The organism is Actinoplanes sp. NPDC051411, assembly GCF_040682075.1.
GTDB lineage: Bacteria > Actinomycetota > Actinomycetes > Mycobacteriales > Micromonosporaceae > Actinoplanes.
Window position 1 is genome coordinate 1 of sequence record NZ_JBFBAD010000186.1, and the last position, 17,352, is coordinate 17,352.

At 74.4% G+C, this 17,352-nt stretch carries 16 protein-coding genes and 1 pseudogene; 13 read left to right on the forward strand and 4 right to left on the reverse strand.

What is annotated here, in order from left to right; all coding sequences use genetic code 11:
- The first annotated feature begins 207 nt into the window (after nt 1-207).
- Genes AB0M88_RS49130 through AB0M88_RS49145 form a run of 4 tightly spaced genes read left to right on the forward strand, consistent with a single transcriptional unit; the run spans nt 208 to nt 3,618 of the window.
- Entirely contained in the window at nt 208-975 is a 768-nt protein-coding gene (locus AB0M88_RS49130) for an amidohydrolase family protein (RefSeq protein ID WP_364114489.1), read from the forward strand.
- Between the two features lie 4 nt (nt 976-979).
- A complete protein-coding gene (locus AB0M88_RS49135) occupies nt 980-1,789 on the forward strand; it encodes an arylamine N-acetyltransferase (protein WP_364114491.1) in 810 nt (269 codons plus the stop codon).
- Nucleotides 1,790-1,792: 3 nt separating this feature from the next.
- A complete protein-coding gene (locus AB0M88_RS49140; protein WP_364114492.1) occupies nt 1,793-2,638 on the forward strand; it encodes an arylamine N-acetyltransferase in 846 nt (281 codons plus the stop codon).
- Entirely contained in the window at nt 2,635-3,618 is a 984-nt protein-coding gene (locus AB0M88_RS49145) for an NADPH:quinone reductase (protein ID WP_364114494.1), read from the forward strand. The genes AB0M88_RS49140 and AB0M88_RS49145 overlap by 4 nt, the downstream gene beginning before the upstream one ends.
- Nucleotides 3,619-3,625: 7 nt before the next feature.
- Here AB0M88_RS49145 and AB0M88_RS49150 read toward each other — a convergent pair whose 3' ends face one another.
- The gene (locus tag AB0M88_RS49150; protein WP_364114496.1) at nt 3,626-5,371 is read right to left on the reverse strand and encodes a helix-turn-helix domain-containing protein; all 1,746 of its coding nucleotides are present in this window, start codon (nt 5,369-5,371) and stop codon (nt 3,626-3,628) included.
- Between the two features lie 197 nt (nt 5,372-5,568).
- Here AB0M88_RS49150 and AB0M88_RS49155 point away from each other — a divergent pair, with 197 nt between their 5' ends.
- The 9 genes from AB0M88_RS49155 (at nt 5,569) to hemL (ending at nt 14,697) form a co-directional block, all read left to right on the forward strand.
- Nucleotides 5,569-6,111: an SRPBCC family protein gene (locus AB0M88_RS49155; protein ID WP_364114498.1), complete on the forward strand. Its 543-nt coding sequence runs from the start codon at nt 5,569-5,571 to the stop codon at nt 6,109-6,111.
- A 9-nt stretch (nt 6,112-6,120) separates the two neighbouring features.
- Nucleotides 6,121-7,692: an AMP-binding protein gene (locus tag AB0M88_RS49160; protein ID WP_364114500.1), complete on the forward strand. Its 1,572-nt coding sequence runs from the start codon at nt 6,121-6,123 to the stop codon at nt 7,690-7,692.
- Nucleotides 7,689-8,909, forward strand: a complete 1,221-nt coding sequence (locus AB0M88_RS49165) for an FAD-dependent monooxygenase (protein ID WP_364114502.1) — start codon at nt 7,689-7,691, stop codon at nt 8,907-8,909. The genes AB0M88_RS49160 and AB0M88_RS49165 overlap by 4 nt, the downstream gene beginning before the upstream one ends.
- Before the next feature lie 14 nt (nt 8,910-8,923).
- Nucleotides 8,924-9,802, forward strand: a complete 879-nt coding sequence (locus AB0M88_RS49170; protein WP_364114504.1) for a hypothetical protein — start codon at nt 8,924-8,926, stop codon at nt 9,800-9,802.
- Nucleotides 9,799-10,500: an SDR family oxidoreductase gene (locus tag AB0M88_RS49175; protein ID WP_364114506.1), complete on the forward strand. Its 702-nt coding sequence runs from the start codon at nt 9,799-9,801 to the stop codon at nt 10,498-10,500. Before AB0M88_RS49170 ends, AB0M88_RS49175 begins: the two co-directional genes overlap by 4 nt.
- Before the next feature lie 51 nt (nt 10,501-10,551).
- Nucleotides 10,552-11,196 (forward strand): sigma-70 family RNA polymerase sigma factor, encoded by a 645-nt coding sequence (locus AB0M88_RS49180; RefSeq protein ID WP_364114508.1) that lies wholly within the window; start codon nt 10,552-10,554, stop codon nt 11,194-11,196.
- Entirely contained in the window at nt 11,193-12,122 is a 930-nt protein-coding gene (locus AB0M88_RS49185; RefSeq protein WP_364114510.1) for a COX15/CtaA family protein, read from the forward strand. Before AB0M88_RS49180 ends, AB0M88_RS49185 begins: the two co-directional genes overlap by 4 nt.
- Nucleotides 12,123-12,287: 165 nt before the next feature.
- Nucleotides 12,288-13,358 (forward strand): transposase, encoded by a 1,071-nt coding sequence (locus tag AB0M88_RS49190; protein ID WP_364114512.1) that lies wholly within the window; start codon nt 12,288-12,290, stop codon nt 13,356-13,358.
- A 19-nt stretch (nt 13,359-13,377) separates the two neighbouring features.
- Nucleotides 13,378-14,697, forward strand: coding sequence for a glutamate-1-semialdehyde 2,1-aminomutase (hemL, locus tag AB0M88_RS49195; protein WP_364114514.1), 1,320 nt, complete (start codon nt 13,378-13,380; stop codon nt 14,695-14,697).
- A gap of 12 nt (nt 14,698-14,709) precedes the next feature.
- Here hemL and hemB read toward each other — a convergent pair whose 3' ends face one another.
- The 3 genes and pseudogenes from hemB to AB0M88_RS49210 form a co-directional block, all read right to left on the reverse strand.
- Complete coding sequence (gene hemB, locus AB0M88_RS49200; protein WP_364114516.1) at nt 14,710-15,693, reverse strand: porphobilinogen synthase; 984 nt, start codon at nt 15,691-15,693, stop codon at nt 14,710-14,712.
- A 3-nt stretch (nt 15,694-15,696) separates the two neighbouring features.
- On the reverse strand, nt 15,697-16,626 hold the full coding sequence (gene hemC / locus AB0M88_RS49205; protein ID WP_364114518.1) for a hydroxymethylbilane synthase: 930 nt from the start codon (nt 16,624-16,626) through the stop codon (nt 15,697-15,699).
- Nucleotides 16,589-17,352: pseudogene (locus AB0M88_RS49210) on the reverse strand (hypothetical protein); the annotation flags it as partial. The gene hemC and the pseudogene AB0M88_RS49210, both read right to left, overlap by 38 nt.

Here is a 17,352-nt window from a genome sequence, read left to right on the forward strand (position 1 = left end):
CTTCACGATCGACCAAGGTCAACATGTTGCGCACAGCGGGAATCCTGTCCCACCGACCCGCCAAGATCAAATGCTACGACCGGCTGAACTCGCCCGGTGCTCTCCGGAGTTGATCGGCCGGCGTGGACCAAAGAGGCCAGCCTGGCCATGATGGACCGCCAGGGAATACGCGCGGCGGTGGTTAATCTGTGGCCGGGCGTGCCCCCGATGGAACGGCGACCGGCCCGCGAGCTGGCCCGCCGGCTGAACGAATATCTCGCCGGTTTCGTGGCCGGCGGGGCGGACCGGTTCGGCGCGTTCGCGGTGCTGCCGCTGCCGCATCTCGACGACTGCCTGGAGGAGTTCCGCTACGCCGTCGACGTGCTCGGCCTCGACGGGATCGGGCTGCTGACCAACCACGGCGGCCTCTACGCCGGCGACCGCCGGCTCGACCCGCTGCTGGCCGAGGCCGACCGGCGGAGCACCCCGGTCTTCGTCCATCCGGCCGTACCGCCGTCGACCGGCCAGCCCGGCTTCGGCCTGCCGCTCTCGCTCTACGAGTTTCCGTTCGAGACCGTGCGGCTGGCCGCGCAGCTGCTTTACAACGGCACCCTGGAACGGTTCCCCCGGCTGCCGGTGATTCTGCCGCACGGCGGTGGCGGCGTCAGTTATTACGCCGACCGGCTCACCTACGGCCCGGTCATCAACGGCGAACTCGCCGGCCGACTGCCGGGCGATCCGCTCACCACGCTCCGGCGCCTGCATTTCGACGTGGCCATGTCCGGGGGGCCGCACTCCGTGGCCTCGCTGCGGTTGTTCGCCGAGCCGGATCACCTCCTGGTCGGCTCCGACTACCCCTTCATGCCGGAGTCGTTCGGCGCCACCAACGGCCACGGCGTGGCGCGTCACGCGGGCTTCGACCCGGCGGAATGGGCGGCGGTCAACCGGACCAACGCGGAAAGACTCTTCCCCCGCTTCCAACGCACGGAAAGGTGAACAGATGCTCGACGACAAGACGGTCGCCGCCTACCTGGACCGGATCGGCACCCAGCGGCCGGAACGGCTCGACGCCGAGGCGCTGCGGCGGCTGCACGAGCGGCACTCGCTGTCGGTGCCGTTCGAAACCATCGACTACCACCTGGGCAAGGAGATCTTCGTCGACGAGCGGGTGGTCACCAAGATCGTGGATGAGCACCGGGGCGGCGGCTGCGGCGAGATCAACACGGCGTTCCACTACCTGCTCGAGTCGCTCGGGTTCGACATCACCATGCACCAGGGCCGGGTGTGGCTGGGCCGCGAGTTCACGCCGCCGTACAACCACTCGGTGAGCGTCGTCCGAACCGGCGGCCAGCGGTGGCTGGTCGACGTGGGGCTGGGCCGCAGCAGCCGCTACCCTCTGCTCCTCGACTCGCCCGAGCCGCAGGAGGACCCGCACGGCACGTTCTCCACCCAGCGCGCCGGCGAGGACGCGACGGACGTCTTCCGGGCCGGCGTGCTGCAGTACCGGTTCTACGACGAGCCGATCACCGCGGTCGACGGGCTTGAAGTGGTGTGGTGGTACCGCACGTCGCCGGACTCGCCGTTCCTGCAGAACCTGTCCTGCACGCTGCCGACCGAGAACGGCCGGGTCGTCCTGCGCGACAACAAGCTCGTGGTGATCGACGGCGACCGGCGCCGGGTCGAGCGGCTCACCACCGACGAGGCCCTGCTGGAGGCGTACGAGAAGTACTTCGGCATCCGGCTCGACAAGCCGCCGACGCCGAGCCCGCACGCCAACCGATCGTTCCGCATGTCGTACGAACAGGACTGAACCGTGCTGACCGAGCAGCAGGTCCACGACTACCTGACCCGGATCGGCGCCGCCCGGCCGGAGCGCCCCGACCTGGCCGCGCTGCGCCACCTGCAGGAGCGCCACAGCCTCACGGTGCCGTTCGAGAGCATCGACTACCACCTCGGCCGCGAGATCTACATGGACGAGCGGATCGTGGACAAGGTGGTGTACCAGCGCCGGGGCGGCGGCTGTTACGAGATCAACACCGCCTTCTACCTGCTCCTGCTGGCGCTGGACTTCCCGGTCACGCTGCACCAGTGCCGGGTCTGGATCTCCGGGCGCTTCACCGCGCCGCACAACCACGTGCTGATGACCGTGCGGTTCCCGGAGGACGGCACGCGCTGGCTGGCCGACGTCGGATTCGGCAAGAGCAGCCGCTACCCGGTCCGGCTGGGCACGCCGGAGCCGCACGTCGACCAGCACGGCCGGTTCACCACCGGCCGCCCCGAGGACGGCGCGACCGACGTCTACCGCAACGACGTGCTGCAGTACCGGTTCTACGACGAGCCGGCCGAGCTGCCGGACTTCCGGCAGAACCTGTGGTGGTACCGCACCCATCCGGCGTCGCCGTTCCTGCAGAACATGTTCTGCTCGCTGCCGACCGAGGACGGCCGGGTCACCCTGCAGGGCGACCGGCTGACCGTGCTCGACGGCGGCCGGCAGACCGTGGAGATCCTGGCCGGCGACGACGCCGTGGTGGAGGCCTACCAGTGGTTCTTCGGGATTTCCTTCGACAAGCCGCCGGTCCCGGGGCCGTACGCCGACGACTCGATGCGCATGTCGTTCTTCGAGAGCGACGACGGCCGGAGCGACCTGGTGCCGCGGTGACCGGCGTACGGGCCGCGTACGTCGACCGGCCGGGACCGGCCGGCGAGATCCGGTACGGCGAGCTGGCCGCGCCCGTCCCCGGACCGACCGACGTGCTGGTCGACGTGGAGGCGACGACGGTCAACCACGTCGACACGTTCGTCCGCTCGGGGACCTTCCGCACCCCGATGCCGCTGCCGTTCGTGGTGGGCCGGGATCTGATCGGCGTCGTCGCGCGGGCCGGCGCGGGCGCCCCCGGTTTCCGCGCCGGCGACCGGGTCTGGTGCAACAGCCTCGGGCACGGCGGCCGGCAGGGCGCCGCGGCCGAGCGGGTCGTGGTGCCGGCCGACCGGCTCTATCCGCTGCCGCCGGGGGTGCCGGCCGAGGCGGTGACCGTGCTGCACCCCGCCGCCACCGCCTACCTGGGGCTGGTCGTGCACGGCCGGCTGCGCCCGGGCGAGACCGTGGTGGTCGGCGGGGGCGGCGGCAACGTCGGCGCCGCGCTCATCACCCTGGCCGCGGCCCTGGGCGGCCGGGTGGTGGCGACCGCCGCCCCGCGCGACGCCGCGTTCTGCCGGTCGGCCGGGGCCGGGGAGGTGATCGACTACGCCGCACCGGATCTCGGCGACCGGCTGTCCGCGGCCTGCCCGGAAGGCATCGACGTCTATCTGGACACCTCGGGCCGCAACGACCTCGGCCTGGTCGTCGGCCGGCTGGCGTTCCGCGGCCGGATCGTGCTGCTGGCCGGCATCCGGTCGCGGCCGGTGCTGCCGGCCGGCGACCTCTACCTGATGGACCGGTCGGTCACCGGCTTCGTGATCTCGCACGCCACGACCGCCGAGCTGGCGGAGGCCGCCGCTGTGCTCAACCGGCTGCTGGCGACGGGCCGGCTGCGGGCCCGTGAGGTGGTGCCGTTTCCGCTCTCGGCCATCGCCGAGGCGCATCAGCTGGTCGAGGACGGCAAGATGAACGGGCGGCGCGCGCTGGTGACCGTCGGCTGAGGGTCGTTCACGGCCGGGTCAGCAGCCGGTGCAGCCGCAACGCGAGCTGGATCTCGAGCGCCCGCGACGGATCCTGCCAGTCCGGACCGAGCAGCTTCTTCACCCGTTCCAGCCGCCGGGTGACGGTGTTCGGGTGCATGTGCAGCAGCTCGGCGGCGTTGGTCGGGCTCTGGCCGGCCCGGAAGTAGCCGTCGAGGGTGCGGACCAGGTCGGCACCGCGGCGCCGGTCGTAGTCGAGCACCGGGCGCAACAGGTCGTCGACGAACTGGTCGACGCCCTCCCGGCCGGCCAGCAGATCGGGCAGGAACCCCAGCTCCGGGGCCGACGCGCCGCGACCGGAGAGGCCGATCAGGATCATGACCTCCAGGCTGCGGACGGCCTGCCGGTAGCGCGCGGCCACGACGCCGGGCGCGGTGCCGGTGGCGGAGGCGGCCGCCGTCACCGGCCGTCCGAACAGCGCGCCGGCCTCGTCGGCCGCGGTGCGGGCCAGCTCGGCCGGGTCGGTGTCGCCGGGCAGCAGCAGGACGACGTCGTCGTCGTGCACGGTGAACAGCCCCTCGTAGCGGCCGGCGAACGCCGCTCCCCACGCCGACGCCCAGTACGGGCTGACCCCGTCCGGGCGCAGCACGACCACGGCGTACGTCCCGTCCAGCCGGACGCCCAGCCGACCGGCCCGCTGCACCAGCGCGGCCGGCGGCCGCGGCGTGGTGATCAGCTCGTCGAGCAGGACACGCCGGCCCTGACCGTCCGTCGAGTCGTAGAGCTGCCGCAGGATGACCGCCGCCGCCTGGCCGATCAACGGCAGGATCTGGCGGTCGGGCCCGGTCAGCCCGGTCGTCGTCGTCACCACCAGGATGCCCAGCCGCCGGTCGCCGGCGAGCACCGGCACCACCCAGGTGTCGTCGTCGTACTGCACCGGTTCCCGCCCCGAGCCGGCCGGTCCCCGGGCGGCCGCCGTCACCGCGTCACCGGCGGCCGGCCGGCTCGACGCGACCACCAGCCCGTCGGCGGTGCACAGATGCACGCCCGCGCCGAGCCGCCGGTCGGCCTCGTCGACGAACGCGTGCGCGTCGCCGCGGGCCACGGCCAGTTCGATGAACCGGTAGTGCTCCGAGCGCAGCGCCTGCAGCCGGCTGAGGTCGGCGGCGACGCGGGCGTTCAGCTGCTCGAGCCCGTCGAGCCGGGCGACCGCGACGTCGAGCAGGTGCGTCTTCTCCAGCGCCGCGGCGGCCAGCCGGGCGAACGACATCAGCTTGACGTGTTCGTTGGCGGTGAACGTGCGGCACCGGCGATCGGCCAGGCAGAGCACGGTGGCGGAGCGGTGCGGCGCCGAACCGTACAGGTGCCCGAGCCGCACCCCGATCATGGTGTGCAGCCCTTCCCGCTCGGCCAGGTCGCGCAGGCCCGCGCCCGGAAGCACGCCGGCCGCGGTCGGCCGCTCCTGGGTCCACCAGAGATGTGAGGAAGCCGGTGCCTCCCCGCTCTCGTCACCGTCCAGGTGGGGACCGGGCAGCGGGACGAGCCCGTCGGCGGCCTTCACGGTCAGGATCGGGCTCGGCTCGGTGACGGTGGCCACGAAGGCGACCGGCACCCCGAGCAGCCGCCGCCCCTGACGGGCCACCACCTCGAACAGGCTCACCAGGTCGCGCGGCGAGGCCAGATCCTGGGCCGCGTCGACCAGGGCGGTCAGCTCGGCACTGTCCAGCGATCCGACCGGCTGGCCCGGTGGCCCGGCGTTTGTTTTTGTCGACATCGTTCCCCCGTCGTCCATGGCGCCGCGCCAGTCGTCACTTTCCGCGACAGCCCAGCTACCACCGTCCACGGTAGAGCGCGGAGGTGGTGCGAATGATGTGCGGTATTTCACTGCCGGATCCCCGACTGCTCGCCGACCTGATGGATCCGCGCCGGGACCTTTGCCCCGTGGCCCGGTGGTTGCCGACGATTTCTCCCATGGCCGAATCCCAGACCACCACCCCCCTGTTCGAGTCCCGGGCGGAGATCGACGTCGAGGCGACCCCGGCCGAGGTGTACGCGATCGTCAGCGACCTGCCCCGCTGCGGCGAGTGGAGCACCGAGTGCACCGGCGGGACGTGGGTCAGCGGCGTACCGGGCGGTGCCGGCGCGGTGTTCCGTGGGCACAACCTGCGCGGCGACGACGTCGTCGCCTGGGCGCCGGTGGTGCGCGGCACCTGGACCACCGAGGCCGAGATCCGCACCGCCGTCCCGGCGGCGGAGTTCAGCTGGGCGATGCGCGACAGCCGGGGCCGCCCCCAGAGCAGCGTGTGGACGTACCGGATGCTGCCGCGCCCGGACGGCTGCCGGCTGGTCCATCACTTCCGGATGGACACCCCGACCGAGGGCATCCGCAAGATCACCAAGGACATGGACGACGACGAGCGGCGGCGCTTCGTCACCGAGTGGGGCGCCAAGGTCAGCGGCGACATGCACGAGACGCTGCGCCGCGTCAAGGCGCTCGTCGAGAAGAACCGCTAGGAGCGCGACATGCTGCTGCAGCGCATCGCCAACCGGGGCATCCGGCTGGGCACGCTCTTCGAGCGCGCCGCCGTCCGCCACCCGGGCAACGACGTCACCCTCGACCACGACCTCGACGTCGCGCCGGAACTCGGCCGCCGGATCACCGTCGGCGGCATCGCCGACCTGGTCGCCGAGCTCGCCACCCGGCTGCACGCGGCCGGCGTGCGGCCGGCCGACCGCGTCGTGGTCTACAAGTCCAACAACTTCGACATCACCCTGGCCGCGTGCGCGGTGGCCCGGCTCGGCGCCGTCCCGGTGCTGCTGTCACCGCACCTCGAGGGCACCACCGTGACCGAGCTCATCCACCGGGCCGGCCGGCCCTACCTGCTCACCGACGGCGCCAAACTCGCCCGGGAACTGCCGGACACCGTCTTCGCCGACACCGCCGGCGTGCTGCTGGCCTCCGGAGAAGACCCGCGCGCCACCGCGCTGCGCTCGCCGGCCGGAGGGTCGCGCGTCGCCCCGGTCACCATGCCGCCCGGGCACCCGGCCCTGATCACCCACACCTCCGGCACCACCGGCATCCCGAAGCTGGCCGTCCACACCGGCCGGACACTCGAGGCCCGCTACCGTCCCCAGGCGTCGGTGGCCGCCCTGGTCCGGCGCCGCTGCCCGGTGGCGATCCACGTCTCGTTCGTCCACTCCCGGCTGTACACCGCGCTGGCGATCACCATGCTGCGCGGGTTCCCCCTGATCGTGCTGGCCGACGACGACCCGGACCGGGCCGCCGACCTGTTCGCGGCCCACCGGCCGGGCGTGCTGGAGACCCATCCGAACTCGTTCCTGCGCTGGGAGCCGCTGGCCGACGACCCCCGCCGGCCGCTGTCCACCGTGCGCTACTTCAGCAGCACGTTCGACGCCATCCACCCGCGCACCGTCCGGCGGATGCTGACCGCCTCCGCCTACCCGCGACCACTGTTCGGCCAGCTGTACGGGCAGAGCGAGGTCGGCCCGGTGGCCGCCCGGGCGTTCACCCGGCACCGGCCGGAGGACGCGGACGGGCGCTGCGTGGGCATGCCGTTCCCGGGCATGACCGCCGTACGGGTGGTGAGCCGCAACGGCCGGGCGCCGTCGGCCGGCAACCCGGGCTACATCGAGGTCCGCACCGACGGCCGCATCCTGACCTACCTCGGCGAACAGCGGCGCTACGACGGCCAGCGGCACGGCTCCTGGTGGCGGATGGGCGACCTCGGCTACCGCACCCGGTGGGGCTGCCTGCACCTGCTGGACCGGGAGGTCGACGAGATCGCCGGGTTCGGCAGCACCCTCGCGGCCGAGGACGCCCTCTTCGTCCGCCTGCCCGAGCTCACCGAGGTGATCATCATCGCCGACCCGGACGGGCTGCCGGTGCCGGTGGTCTGCACCGTCGACAACCGGCCGCTCGACCCGGCGCGCTGGGCGGCGGCGGTCGCGTCGCTGCCGCCCATGGCCCCGCCGGTGCGGCGGGAACGGGCCGGCCTGCCGCAGACCGGCACCACCAAGGTCAAGCGGCTGGACCTGGCCCGGCAGCTCGCCGACCGCGGCAGCGCGGCCGGATGAGCGGGCGGGCGCCCGTCCGGCTGGTGATCGCCGGCGGTGGCATCGGCGGGCTCGCCGCCGCCCTCGCGGCGTCGGCGCACGGCCACCGGGTCACCGTCCTCGAACGGCAGCCGGAGTTCACCGAGCTGGGCGCGGGCATCCAGCTGGCGCCCAACGGGCTGCACGCGCTGGACGTGCTCGGCGCCGGGCCGCCGGTGCGGGCCACCGCCGTCGCCATGGCCGAGCTGCGGTTCATGGACGGGACGACCGGCGAGCACGTCACCAGCATGCCGCTGACCGAGGGTTACCGGCGGCGGTTCGGCCGCCCCTACGTGGTGGTCCACCGGGCCGAACTGCACCGCCGGCTCCTCGACGCCTGCCGGCGGCGGCCCGGGGTCACGCTGCGCCCGTCGGCCCCGGTCGCCGGATACGCGCAGGACAGCCACGAGGCCGTCGTCCGCCTGAAGACCGGCGAGCGGATCGCGGCCGACGCGGTGATCGGCGCGGACGGCATCCACTCGCGGATCCGCCGGCAGATGGTCGGCGACGGCGAGCCGCGGACCTCCGGGATCACCGCGTACCGGGCGATCGTGCCGATGGAGCAGGTGCCCGTCCGGGTGCGCCGCGACGCGGTGACCTGGTGGACCGGGCCGGACTGCCACTTCGTGCACTATCCGATCAGCGGCGGCGCGTACCTCAACATGGCCGCCAGCCGGCACGACGGCGGGCGTACCTCGTTCGCCGGCGTCCCGGTCGGCGGCGACCTGGTCCGCGACAAGATGTCGGCCCTGGGCGCGGTCCGTGACCTGCTGAGCCTGACCGAACAGTGGCGGGCCTGGGTTCTCCTCGACCGGCCGCCGTCGCCGGTCTGGACCGACGGGCGGGTCGCCCTGCTCGGCGACGCGGCGCACGCGATGCTGCACTACGCCGCGCAGGGGGCGTGCCAGGCGCTGGAGGACGCGGTGGTGCTGGGTGACCTGCTGGGTGACGCCCCGGGCGACGGCGCCGGCTGGGTGCCGCGGCTGCTCGAGCGGTACGCCGACCATCGCCGCGAACGCACGGCGGCGGTGCAGCGGGTGTCCCGCGACAGCATCCGGCTCTGGCACGCGGCCGGGGCGGCGGCCACCGCCCGCAATCGCACGCTCGGCGCGATGGCGCCGGACGACCTGTACGACGCGGTGGCCTGGATGCACGCCGCCCGCGTCCGGGGCCCGCGACCGAGCCGGGCCGCTCGTTGAGAGAGGACACGACGATGACCGCTGACCTCCCGGACCGGCCGCCCGCGCCCACGGCCGCCGCGATCGAGCCGGTCGTCGGCGACCGGGCCTGGGCGCAGGCCGTGCTGGACGTCCTGGCCGCGCTGGCCCGGGCGCGGGCCCGGGTGGGAGCCGTGCCGGCGCAGACCGCCGCGGTCATCACGCGGTCGGCCCGGACCGAGTTCTTCCACCCGCGGCTGATCGCGTCGGCCGCCCGGGACGCCGCCGATCCGGTGACGACGCTGGCCGCCCTGCTCACCCGGCTGGTCGCCGAGCTCGACCCGCCCTCGGCCGAACATGTCCACGGCGGCCCCACCGGACCGGCCATTCTGGACACCGCCACGATGACCGTCGCCCACCGGGCCCTGACCGTGATCGACGGCCATCTCGGCGGCGCCCTGACCTCATCGTCCGGCCCCGGGACGGCCGAATGGCCGGGGCTGCTGCGGGACGCGCGCTGCCGGCTGCGCCGGGTGCGCGACGAGGGCCTGCCGGTCGCGGCGTCCGGCCTGGACGGGTACGCGCTGCCGGGCACCCGGGACGACCTGGTGGACGCGTTCGCCGCCGAGATCGGGCTGAGCCGGCCCGGGGCGCCCGCTCGCACCGCGATCGCCGGTCTCGGGTCCGCGCTGGCCGTCACCGCCGGCGCGCTGGGCCGGATCGCCGCCGGCGGGGCGCGGGTGCGCGACCCCGTGCGGGCCGCGCAGGTGCTCAGCGCCACCCGGCAGGTGCCGCCGCTCGCGGCCGGGCTCAGCCGGCCGGCCGGCGGCCGGCGCGCCGAGTGGCGGCTGCTGCGCGAGTGCCTGCGGCTGACCGGCACGGCGGCCGAGACCGCGGTGAGCCTGCTGCGGGTGGTGGAGGTGGCGCGGTCGTGAGCCGTTCCGTGCTGGTCACCGACGACGAGCGGGGTGTGGGCCGGGCGGTCGCCGCGGTCCTGCGGGAGGCCGGTCACCGGGTGACCGTCGCCCACCGCGACGGGCCGCCCCCGCCGGAGCTCTTCGCGGTGCCGTGCGACCCGGCCGACAAGGCGTCGGTCGACCGGGCCTTCGAGGCGGCGGAACAGCGGCACGGGCCGGTCGAGATCCTGGTCGCCGGCTCCCGCCGGGGCGCCGCCGGATCCCTGGGCGACCTCACCGGCGACAGCTTCAGTCAGTTGCTGGACGTCAACCTCGTGGGCACGTACCGGCTGGTCCGCCGGGCCCTGCCGGGCATGCTGAGGCGCCGGTGGGGCCGATTGATCTTCGTCGCGGCGGCGCCCGGCTACCGCGGTGCGGCCGGGCACAGTGACGCCGCCGCCTCGGCGGCCGGCCTGGTCGGCATCGCCCGCTCGCTGGTGCGCGAGCTCGGCCCGCGCGGCGTTACCGCGAACGTGGTCGCTCCCGGCGTGCTGGAGGGCGATCCGGAGTCGCGCCCACCGGAACGGAACCCGGACACCTGGTCGGAGATCCCGTTGGGACGCAGCGGCACGGCGGCCGAGGTCGCGGCGGCGGTCGGCTATCTCGCGTCGGCGGAGGCCGCCTACGTGACCGGCGCGGTGCTGCCCGTCGACGGGGGCGTGGGCATGGGCAACTGACGGCGGCAGATTGGCACACCAGTCCCGGAACCGACCGAATAGTATCGATTTTTGCCGACGCGAAGGGCAGCCGTGGACGAGCAGGGCACCGCCGGCCCGGCACCCGATCTCGCCGACTTCTACCGGGCGACCCGGGACCCGCTGTTGCGCACGCTGGCCACGCACGGGGCGGCGCCGCACGACGCCGAGGACGCCTGCTCGATCGCGATGGACGCGGCGGTGGCGACCTGGCCGGTGCCCGACCCGGCGCGATACGTGCGCGACGCCGCGCTGGCCGCCCTGCGCGACATGCGCGACCAGGAGCGCATCGACCGCGGTTACGGTGACGAGTTCGCCGAGCCGGAGGCGGTGGAGGACCCGGCGCTGTCCCGCCTGGAAGGCGCCGCCGCGGTCACCACGGTGCTGCAGGTGCTGCCTCCGGCCCAGCGGACGGCGTTCTCGCTGTCGCAGTTGGACGGCTACGGCGTCAAGGAGATCGCGGTCATGCTCGGCAAGACCCCGCAGACCGTTCGGAAACACATTCTGCTGGCCCGGCGAAGGCTCCGGAAACTGTTCAGCCAGCGATCACGAAGATCATTGCCGGAGGCCGATCCGGCCCACCGGCACGCCGGGGGAAGCGAACACCGCCGCTGTTACGCTGGGCCGGCAGCAACGCGGACAGTCAACCGGCGAAACGGTTCGGAGAAATTGTCGTGAGAAGCCCTTTCCGGTGGCTCGCCGACCGATATTCCACGAGTCCCCGGCAGGTGCGGCTGGCCGCCGGCGCGGCGCTGGCGACCAGCATCCTGATCATCGTGACCGGCAGCGTCGTGCGGGTCACCGGGTCGGGCCTCGGTTGCCCGGACTGGCCCAACTGCACCGACTCGACGTTCGCCGCCACCCCGCAGACCGGGGCGCACGGCGCCATCGAGTTCGGCAACCGGATGCTGACCGGGCTGCTCTGCGTGGTCGTCGGCTGGCTGATCGTCGCGGCCCGCCTGCGCCGGCCGCTCTCCCGGCCCCTGCTGCGCGGCGCCTGGCTCCAGTTCTGGGTCGTCGTGCTCAACGCCGTGGTCGGCGGGGTCACGGTGTGGGCGCGGCTCAGCCCGTACATCGTGGCCGCGCACTTCCTCGCCGCCGTCCTGCTGCTCACCGCCGCCACCGTGACCTGGCACCGTGGCCGGGAGACCGCGCCCCCGCCCGCCGTGCCGGCGTCGTGCCGCCGGCTCGGCACGATCCTGCTGGCCGCGGCCGCGGTCCTGCTCGTCGCCGGCACCGTCGTCACCGGCACCGGGCCGCACGCGGGTGACTCGTCCGACGTCGCGCGGATGCCGTTCGACTGGGCCGCCGTGACGGCGGTGCACGCCACCGTCGCCACGACCGTCCTCGCGCTGACCGTGGCGCTGCTGCTGCGCCTGCCGGCCGGCACCCGCCGCCGCGCCGCCGTGCTGCTCGGCGTGCTGCTCGCCCAGGCCGCCGTCGGGGTGGTGGAGGTCCTCACCGATGTACGGAGCGCCGCCGTGGTCGTGCACGTGCTCGGCTCGGCGCTGGTGTGGACGGGCGCGCTCCGCGTCTTCCTCGACACCTGGCCGGTTCCGCAGCCGGTTCCGGCGGTGCGGGAGCCGGCACCCCAGCTGTCGTAATTCCGATCGTTCCCGGGGTTGCGGTCCGCGGCATCGACCGCGATTTCCCGCCCTTGCGATTCCCAGGTTTCCTCCAGATGCGAAAAGCCGTTCCGGGCGCCCGGGCGAGTGCGGCCGGGCCGATAATGGTGTCCGTTGCTCGAATCCATGAGGGGGACATGGAAGATGGCGGCGACACGACTCCGGGAGTGCGGTGGCGGCTCGGCGATCCCGCGACTGCGGGCGCTTTACCGGCTGATCGAGCATCGCTTCTCCCGCGCCGAGACCAAGCGGCGCGCCTGGTCCTATCTGTGCGGGCTGATCTGCGACGAGACCCGGTCCGGGGCCGGCCCCGACCACGACGGCACCCAGCGGCTGCTCACCTCCGCGCGCTGGGACGAAGAGGCGGTCTGCGCCGACCTGCGCGCCCTGGTGGCCGCCGCGCGCCCCGGGGACGAGGGCGTGCTCTCGGTCTCCGCCGCCGGTTTCACCAAGCGCGGCGAGCACTCGGCCGGTGTCGGGCGGCAGTTCTGTCCGTCCACCCGGAGCATGACGAACTGCCAGATCGGCCTCTTCGCGGTGCACGCCGTCGAAGACGGTCCGGCCGTCCCGGTCGACCGCGAGCTCTACCTGCCCCGGCGCTGGGCCGAGGACCAGCAGCGGCGGCAACGCGCGGCGATACCGTCCCCGGTGCCCTACCGGAGCTACGACGAGCTCGTCCGCGTGCTGCTGGAGCGGACGCTGCCGGCCTTCCCGGACGCCGGCTGGGTGGTGTCCGACCTGCCGGTGGGCGGCCGGAGTCATCTCATCGGCGCGCTCCGCGGGCACGCGCCCGCCATCCTGCTGGCCGTCACCGCCGACGAGGCACACGCCCTGGCCGGCCCGGCCTCCCTCTTCCCCGGCCCGCAGGCCGAGACGGCCGAGCATCTCTGGGCCCGCACCGCTCTGCCCCGCTGCGGCGACCACGCCCGCTGGCTGCTGGCCCGCCGGCCGGTCGCGGGCCCCGGCCCGGAGCGGCACTACCTGTGCGAGGCGCGGAACGCCCCCGGCCTCGCCGACACGATCCAGGCGTGGCGCACGCATCGGGCCGGTCAGGGGCTCACCGCCGCCCGCGCCCGGGCCGGACTTGACAACTACGAGGTGCGGCAGTGGCGCGCGTGGTATCGGCACATCACGCTGTCCATGGTGGCTCACGCCGCAGTCACCGCGGCCGCCGGGAGCCCTCCACATCAGGCATCCCGGCCGGACGCCCACTGACCGGAACGGGGGATCCGTCATGCCGAGCCAGGACCCGACGCCGTACGACAGCCACGCACCCGCCTCGGAAAAGCTCTTCGAACGCGCCCGCGCGGTCGTGCCGGGCGGGGTGAACTCGCCGGTCCGCGCCTTCCGGGCGGTCGGCGGCACGCCCCGGTTCATGGAGCGCGCCGAGGGCCCCTGGCTCTTCGACGCCGACGGCCGCCGCTACGCCGACCTGGTGTGTTCCTGGGGTCCCGCGATCCTCGGGCACGCCCATCCGGAGGTGGTGGCGGCGGTGACCGCGGCAGCGGCCCGCGGCACGAGCTTCGGCACCTCGACCGCGGGTGAGGTCGAACTCGCCGAGGAGATCGTCGCGCGGACCCCGGTCGAGCAGGTGCGGCTGGTCAACTCCGGCACCGAGGCGACGATGAGCACCGTCCGGCTCGCCCGGGGCGTCACCGGGCGCCGGCTGATCGTGAAGTTCGTGGGCTGCTACCACGGCCACGTCGACTCGCTGCTCGTGGCGGCCGGCTCGGGCGTGGCGACGCTGGCCCTGCCCGACTCGGCGGGCGTCACCGGGGCGGCCGCGAGCGAGACGGTCGTCCTGCCGTACAACGACCTCGCCGCGGTGGACCGGGCGTTCGCGGAGCGCGGCAGCGAGATCGCCGCGGTCATCATGGAGGCGGCGGCGGGAAACATGGGTGTGGTCGCCCCGCGCGACGACTTCAACGCCGGCGTCGCCCGCATCGCGCACCGGCACGGCGCCCTGGTGATCCACGACGAGGTGATGACCGGTTTCCGCGTCTCGCGCGCCGGCTGGGCCGGCCTCGACCCGGTCGACGCCGACCTGTACACGTTCGGCAAGGTGATGGGCGGGGGCCTGCCGGCCGCCGCGTTCGGCGGCCGGGCCGAGCTGATGGGCTCGCTCGCGCCGGCCGGGCCGGTCTATCAGGCGGGCACGCTCTCCGGCAATCCGCTCGCCTGCGCGGCCGGGCTCGCCACCCTGCGGCTCTGCACCGACGAGGTCTACACACGGCTGGACCGCACCGCCGCCCGGCTGGGCGGGCTGGCCGGCGAGGCGCTGACCGCGGCGGGCGTACCGCACACGCTGTCCTACGCCGGCAACATGTTCTCGGTCTTCTTCACCGCGGACGAGGTGCGCGACTTCGCCGGGGCCCGGCAGCAGGACACCGGGGCCTTCCGGGCGTTCTTCCACGAGATGCTCGCGCGGGGCGTCTACCTGCCGCCCAGCGCGTACGAGGCCTGGTTCGTCTCGAACGCGCTGGACGACGCGGCGATGGAGGTCATCGCGGCGGCCCTGCCGCACGCGGCCCGGGCCGCCGCCCGGGCCGCGTGACCGGCCGGTGCCCTAGCCGCGCAGCGCGGTGGCGACCTCGGTCGCCCAGTAGGTGAGGATGAGCGAGGCGCCGGCCCGGGTGATGCCGGTCAGCGTCTCGGTCACCACGCGCTCCCGGTCGATCCAGCCCCGGGCGGCCGCCGCCTCGACCATCGCGTACTCGCCCGAGACCTGGTAGGCGGCGACCGGCACGGTGACCTGGCCGGCCACCCGGCAGATCACGTCGAGGTAGGACATGGCCGGCTTCACCATGACCATGTCGGCGCCCTCGGCGACGTCCAGCGCCACCTCGCGCAGCGCCTCGGTGCCGTTCGCCGGGTCCTGCTGATAGGTGCGGCGGTCGCCCTCCAGCGCCGACTCCATCGCCTCGCGGAACGGACCGTAGAAGCCGGACGCGTATTTGGCCGCGTACGCCAGGATCGCGACGTCGGCGTGCCCGGCCGTGTCGAGCGCCCGCCGGATCGCGGCCACCTGGCCGTCCATCATCCCGCTCGGCCCGACGACGTGCACGCCGGCCTCGGCCTGGCGTACGGCCATCTCGGCGTAATGGCGCAGCGTCTCGTCGTTGTCGACGGTGCCGTCCGGGGCCAGCACGCCGCAGTGCCCGTGGTCGGTGAACTCGTCCAGGCACAGGTCGCTCATCACCACGGTGGCGTCACCCACCTCCGCGATCACGCCGCGGATGGCCGACTGCAGGACGCCGTCGGGGTCGGTGCCGGCCGAGCCGGTGGCGTCGCGGGTGGCCGGCACGGCGAACAGCATCAGGCCACCGACGCCCGCCTCCACCGCCTCCGCGGCCGCCTTGCGCAGCGTCGACTCGGTGTGCTGCACCACGCCGGGCATCGAGGCGATCGGCACCGGCTCGGTGAGGCCCTCCTTGACGAACATCGGCAGGATCAGCTGGGCCGGGTGGATGCGGGTCTCGGCGACCAGGCGCCGCAGGGCGGCGTTGCGCCGCAGCCGCCGCGGCCTGATCTCGGGGAAGGACGATGCCATCGCTCATGCTCCTCTCAGGACGGTGCCGGCGCCGTCGGCGATGAGCCGGTCGGCCAGGTCGGTTCCCAGCGCCCGGGCGTCGGCCCAGGAGCCCTCGGTGGTCCGCCGGAACAGGCGCTTCCCGTCCGGCGCGGCCACCACGACGGCGAGCCGCAGTGTCCCCCCGCCGTCGCCACGCTCGACGGTCGCGTACGCCCCGACCGGAGCGCTGCATCCGCCCCGCAGCCGGGCCAGCGCCGCCCGTTCGGCGGTCACCGCGGCCCGGGTGGCGTCGTCGTCGAGTCCGGACAGCAGCCGCGCGGTCTCGGCGTCACCGGTCCGGCACTCCACCGCCAGCGCTCCCTGCGCCGGGGCCGGCAGCACCTCGGCCGGATCCAGCAGCTCGGTGGCGGCCTCGCCGCGGCCGAGCCGGAGCAGCCCCGCGTAGGCCAGGACCACCGCGTCCAGGTCGCCGCCGCTGACCCGGCGCAGCCGGGTGTCGACGTTGCCGCGCAGGCCGGTCACGCTGAGGTCGGGGCGCAGCGCCAGCAGCTGGCCGGTGCGGCGGGGCGAGCCGGTGCCGACCCGGGCGCCCGGCCGGAGGTCGCGCAGTTTCCGGCCGTCCCGGGCGACCAGCACGTCGCGGGCGTCCTCGCGGGCCGGGAACGCGGCGACGACCAGGCCGTCCGGGACCAGGGTGGGCAGGTCCTTGGCCGAGTGCACCGCGAAGTCCACGGTGCCGGCGAGCAGAGCCGCCCGGACCGCCTGGACGAAGACGCCGGTGTTGCCCAGCTCGGTCACCGGCCGGGTGCTCAGATCGCCCTCGGTCACGATGCCGACCAGCTCGACCGGCTGGCCGGTGGCGTGCGTCAGTTGGCGTGCGAACGCTTCGCACTGGGCCCGGGCCAGCGCGCTGTCACGAGTGCCGACCCGCAGTGTTCGCGGCGGACTCACCGATGGGACCATCACCGACCTCCAGTGGGTTGTGCGCCGGCAGCCCGGCCGCGGTGTTGTCGTCGAGGGCGAACAGATGGCGGACCACTTCGACGTAGCGCCATCCCTCGGGCCGTCCGGCGAGCGCCTTCGCCCGTACGGTCGGGTGGTGCAGCAGCTTCTCGGCCACCCTCCGCAGGGCGGTTTCCACCTCGCCGTGCCACTGCGGTGACGCCGGCTGCAGCCGGCCGCTGAGCCGCAGCATCTCCTCGCCCACGATCCCGGCCGCCCGCTCCTGCAGCGCGACGATCGTCGGCACGGCCTGCGCCGCGCGCGTCTGCTCGAGATAGTCGGCCACCTCGGCGTCGACCATCTTCGCGACGGCCTCGCCCGGCAGGTCGCCGTCGCCGTGGCGCAGCAGTCGGCCCAGGGAGTCCATGTTGAGCAGCACGGTGCCGCCGAGCGCGGCCGCACCCAGGTCGACGTCGTGCGGCACCGCCAGGTCGAGAAGACACAATGGACCGGGCCGCAGGCGCGCGGCGGCCGCCGCGGCGAGCATGTCGCGGCCGATCACCGTCTCCCGGGCCGCGGTGGAGCAGACGACCAGGTCGGCGGCGGGCAGCAGCTCGGGCAGCTGGTCGAGGCCGCCGGTGCGGCCGTCGACGGCGGCCGCGACCCGGCGGGCGGCCGCGGCACTCCGGTTGACCACCACGATCTCGCCGACGGCCGCGCGGCGCAGCGTCCGCG

Bases quoted from the DNA above. Each gene is read 5' to 3' on its own strand.
- AB0M88_RS49190 (WP_364114512.1), top strand. From the start codon at position 12,288: ATGGCGGCGACACGACTCCGGGAGTGCGGTGGCGGCTCGGCGATCCCG.
- hemB (WP_364114516.1), bottom strand. From the start codon at position 15,693: ATGGCATCGTCCTTCCCCGAGATCAGGCCGCGGCGGCTGCGGCGCAAC.
- AB0M88_RS49155 (WP_364114498.1), top strand. From the start codon at position 5,569: ATGGCCGAATCCCAGACCACCACCCCCCTGTTCGAGTCCCGGGCGGAG.
- AB0M88_RS49150 (WP_364114496.1), bottom strand. From the start codon at position 5,371: ATGTCGACAAAAACAAACGCCGGGCCACCGGGCCAGCCGGTCGGATCG.
- AB0M88_RS49160 (WP_364114500.1), top strand. From the start codon at position 6,121: ATGCTGCTGCAGCGCATCGCCAACCGGGGCATCCGGCTGGGCACGCTC.
- AB0M88_RS49165 (WP_364114502.1), top strand. From the start codon at position 7,689: ATGAGCGGGCGGGCGCCCGTCCGGCTGGTGATCGCCGGCGGTGGCATC.
- hemL (WP_364114514.1), top strand. From the start codon at position 13,378: ATGCCGAGCCAGGACCCGACGCCGTACGACAGCCACGCACCCGCCTCG.
- AB0M88_RS49130 (WP_364114489.1), top strand. From the start codon at position 208: ATGGAACGGCGACCGGCCCGCGAGCTGGCCCGCCGGCTGAACGAATAT.
- AB0M88_RS49170 (WP_364114504.1), top strand. From the start codon at position 8,924: ATGACCGCTGACCTCCCGGACCGGCCGCCCGCGCCCACGGCCGCCGCG.
- AB0M88_RS49135 (WP_364114491.1), top strand. From the start codon at position 980: ATGCTCGACGACAAGACGGTCGCCGCCTACCTGGACCGGATCGGCACC.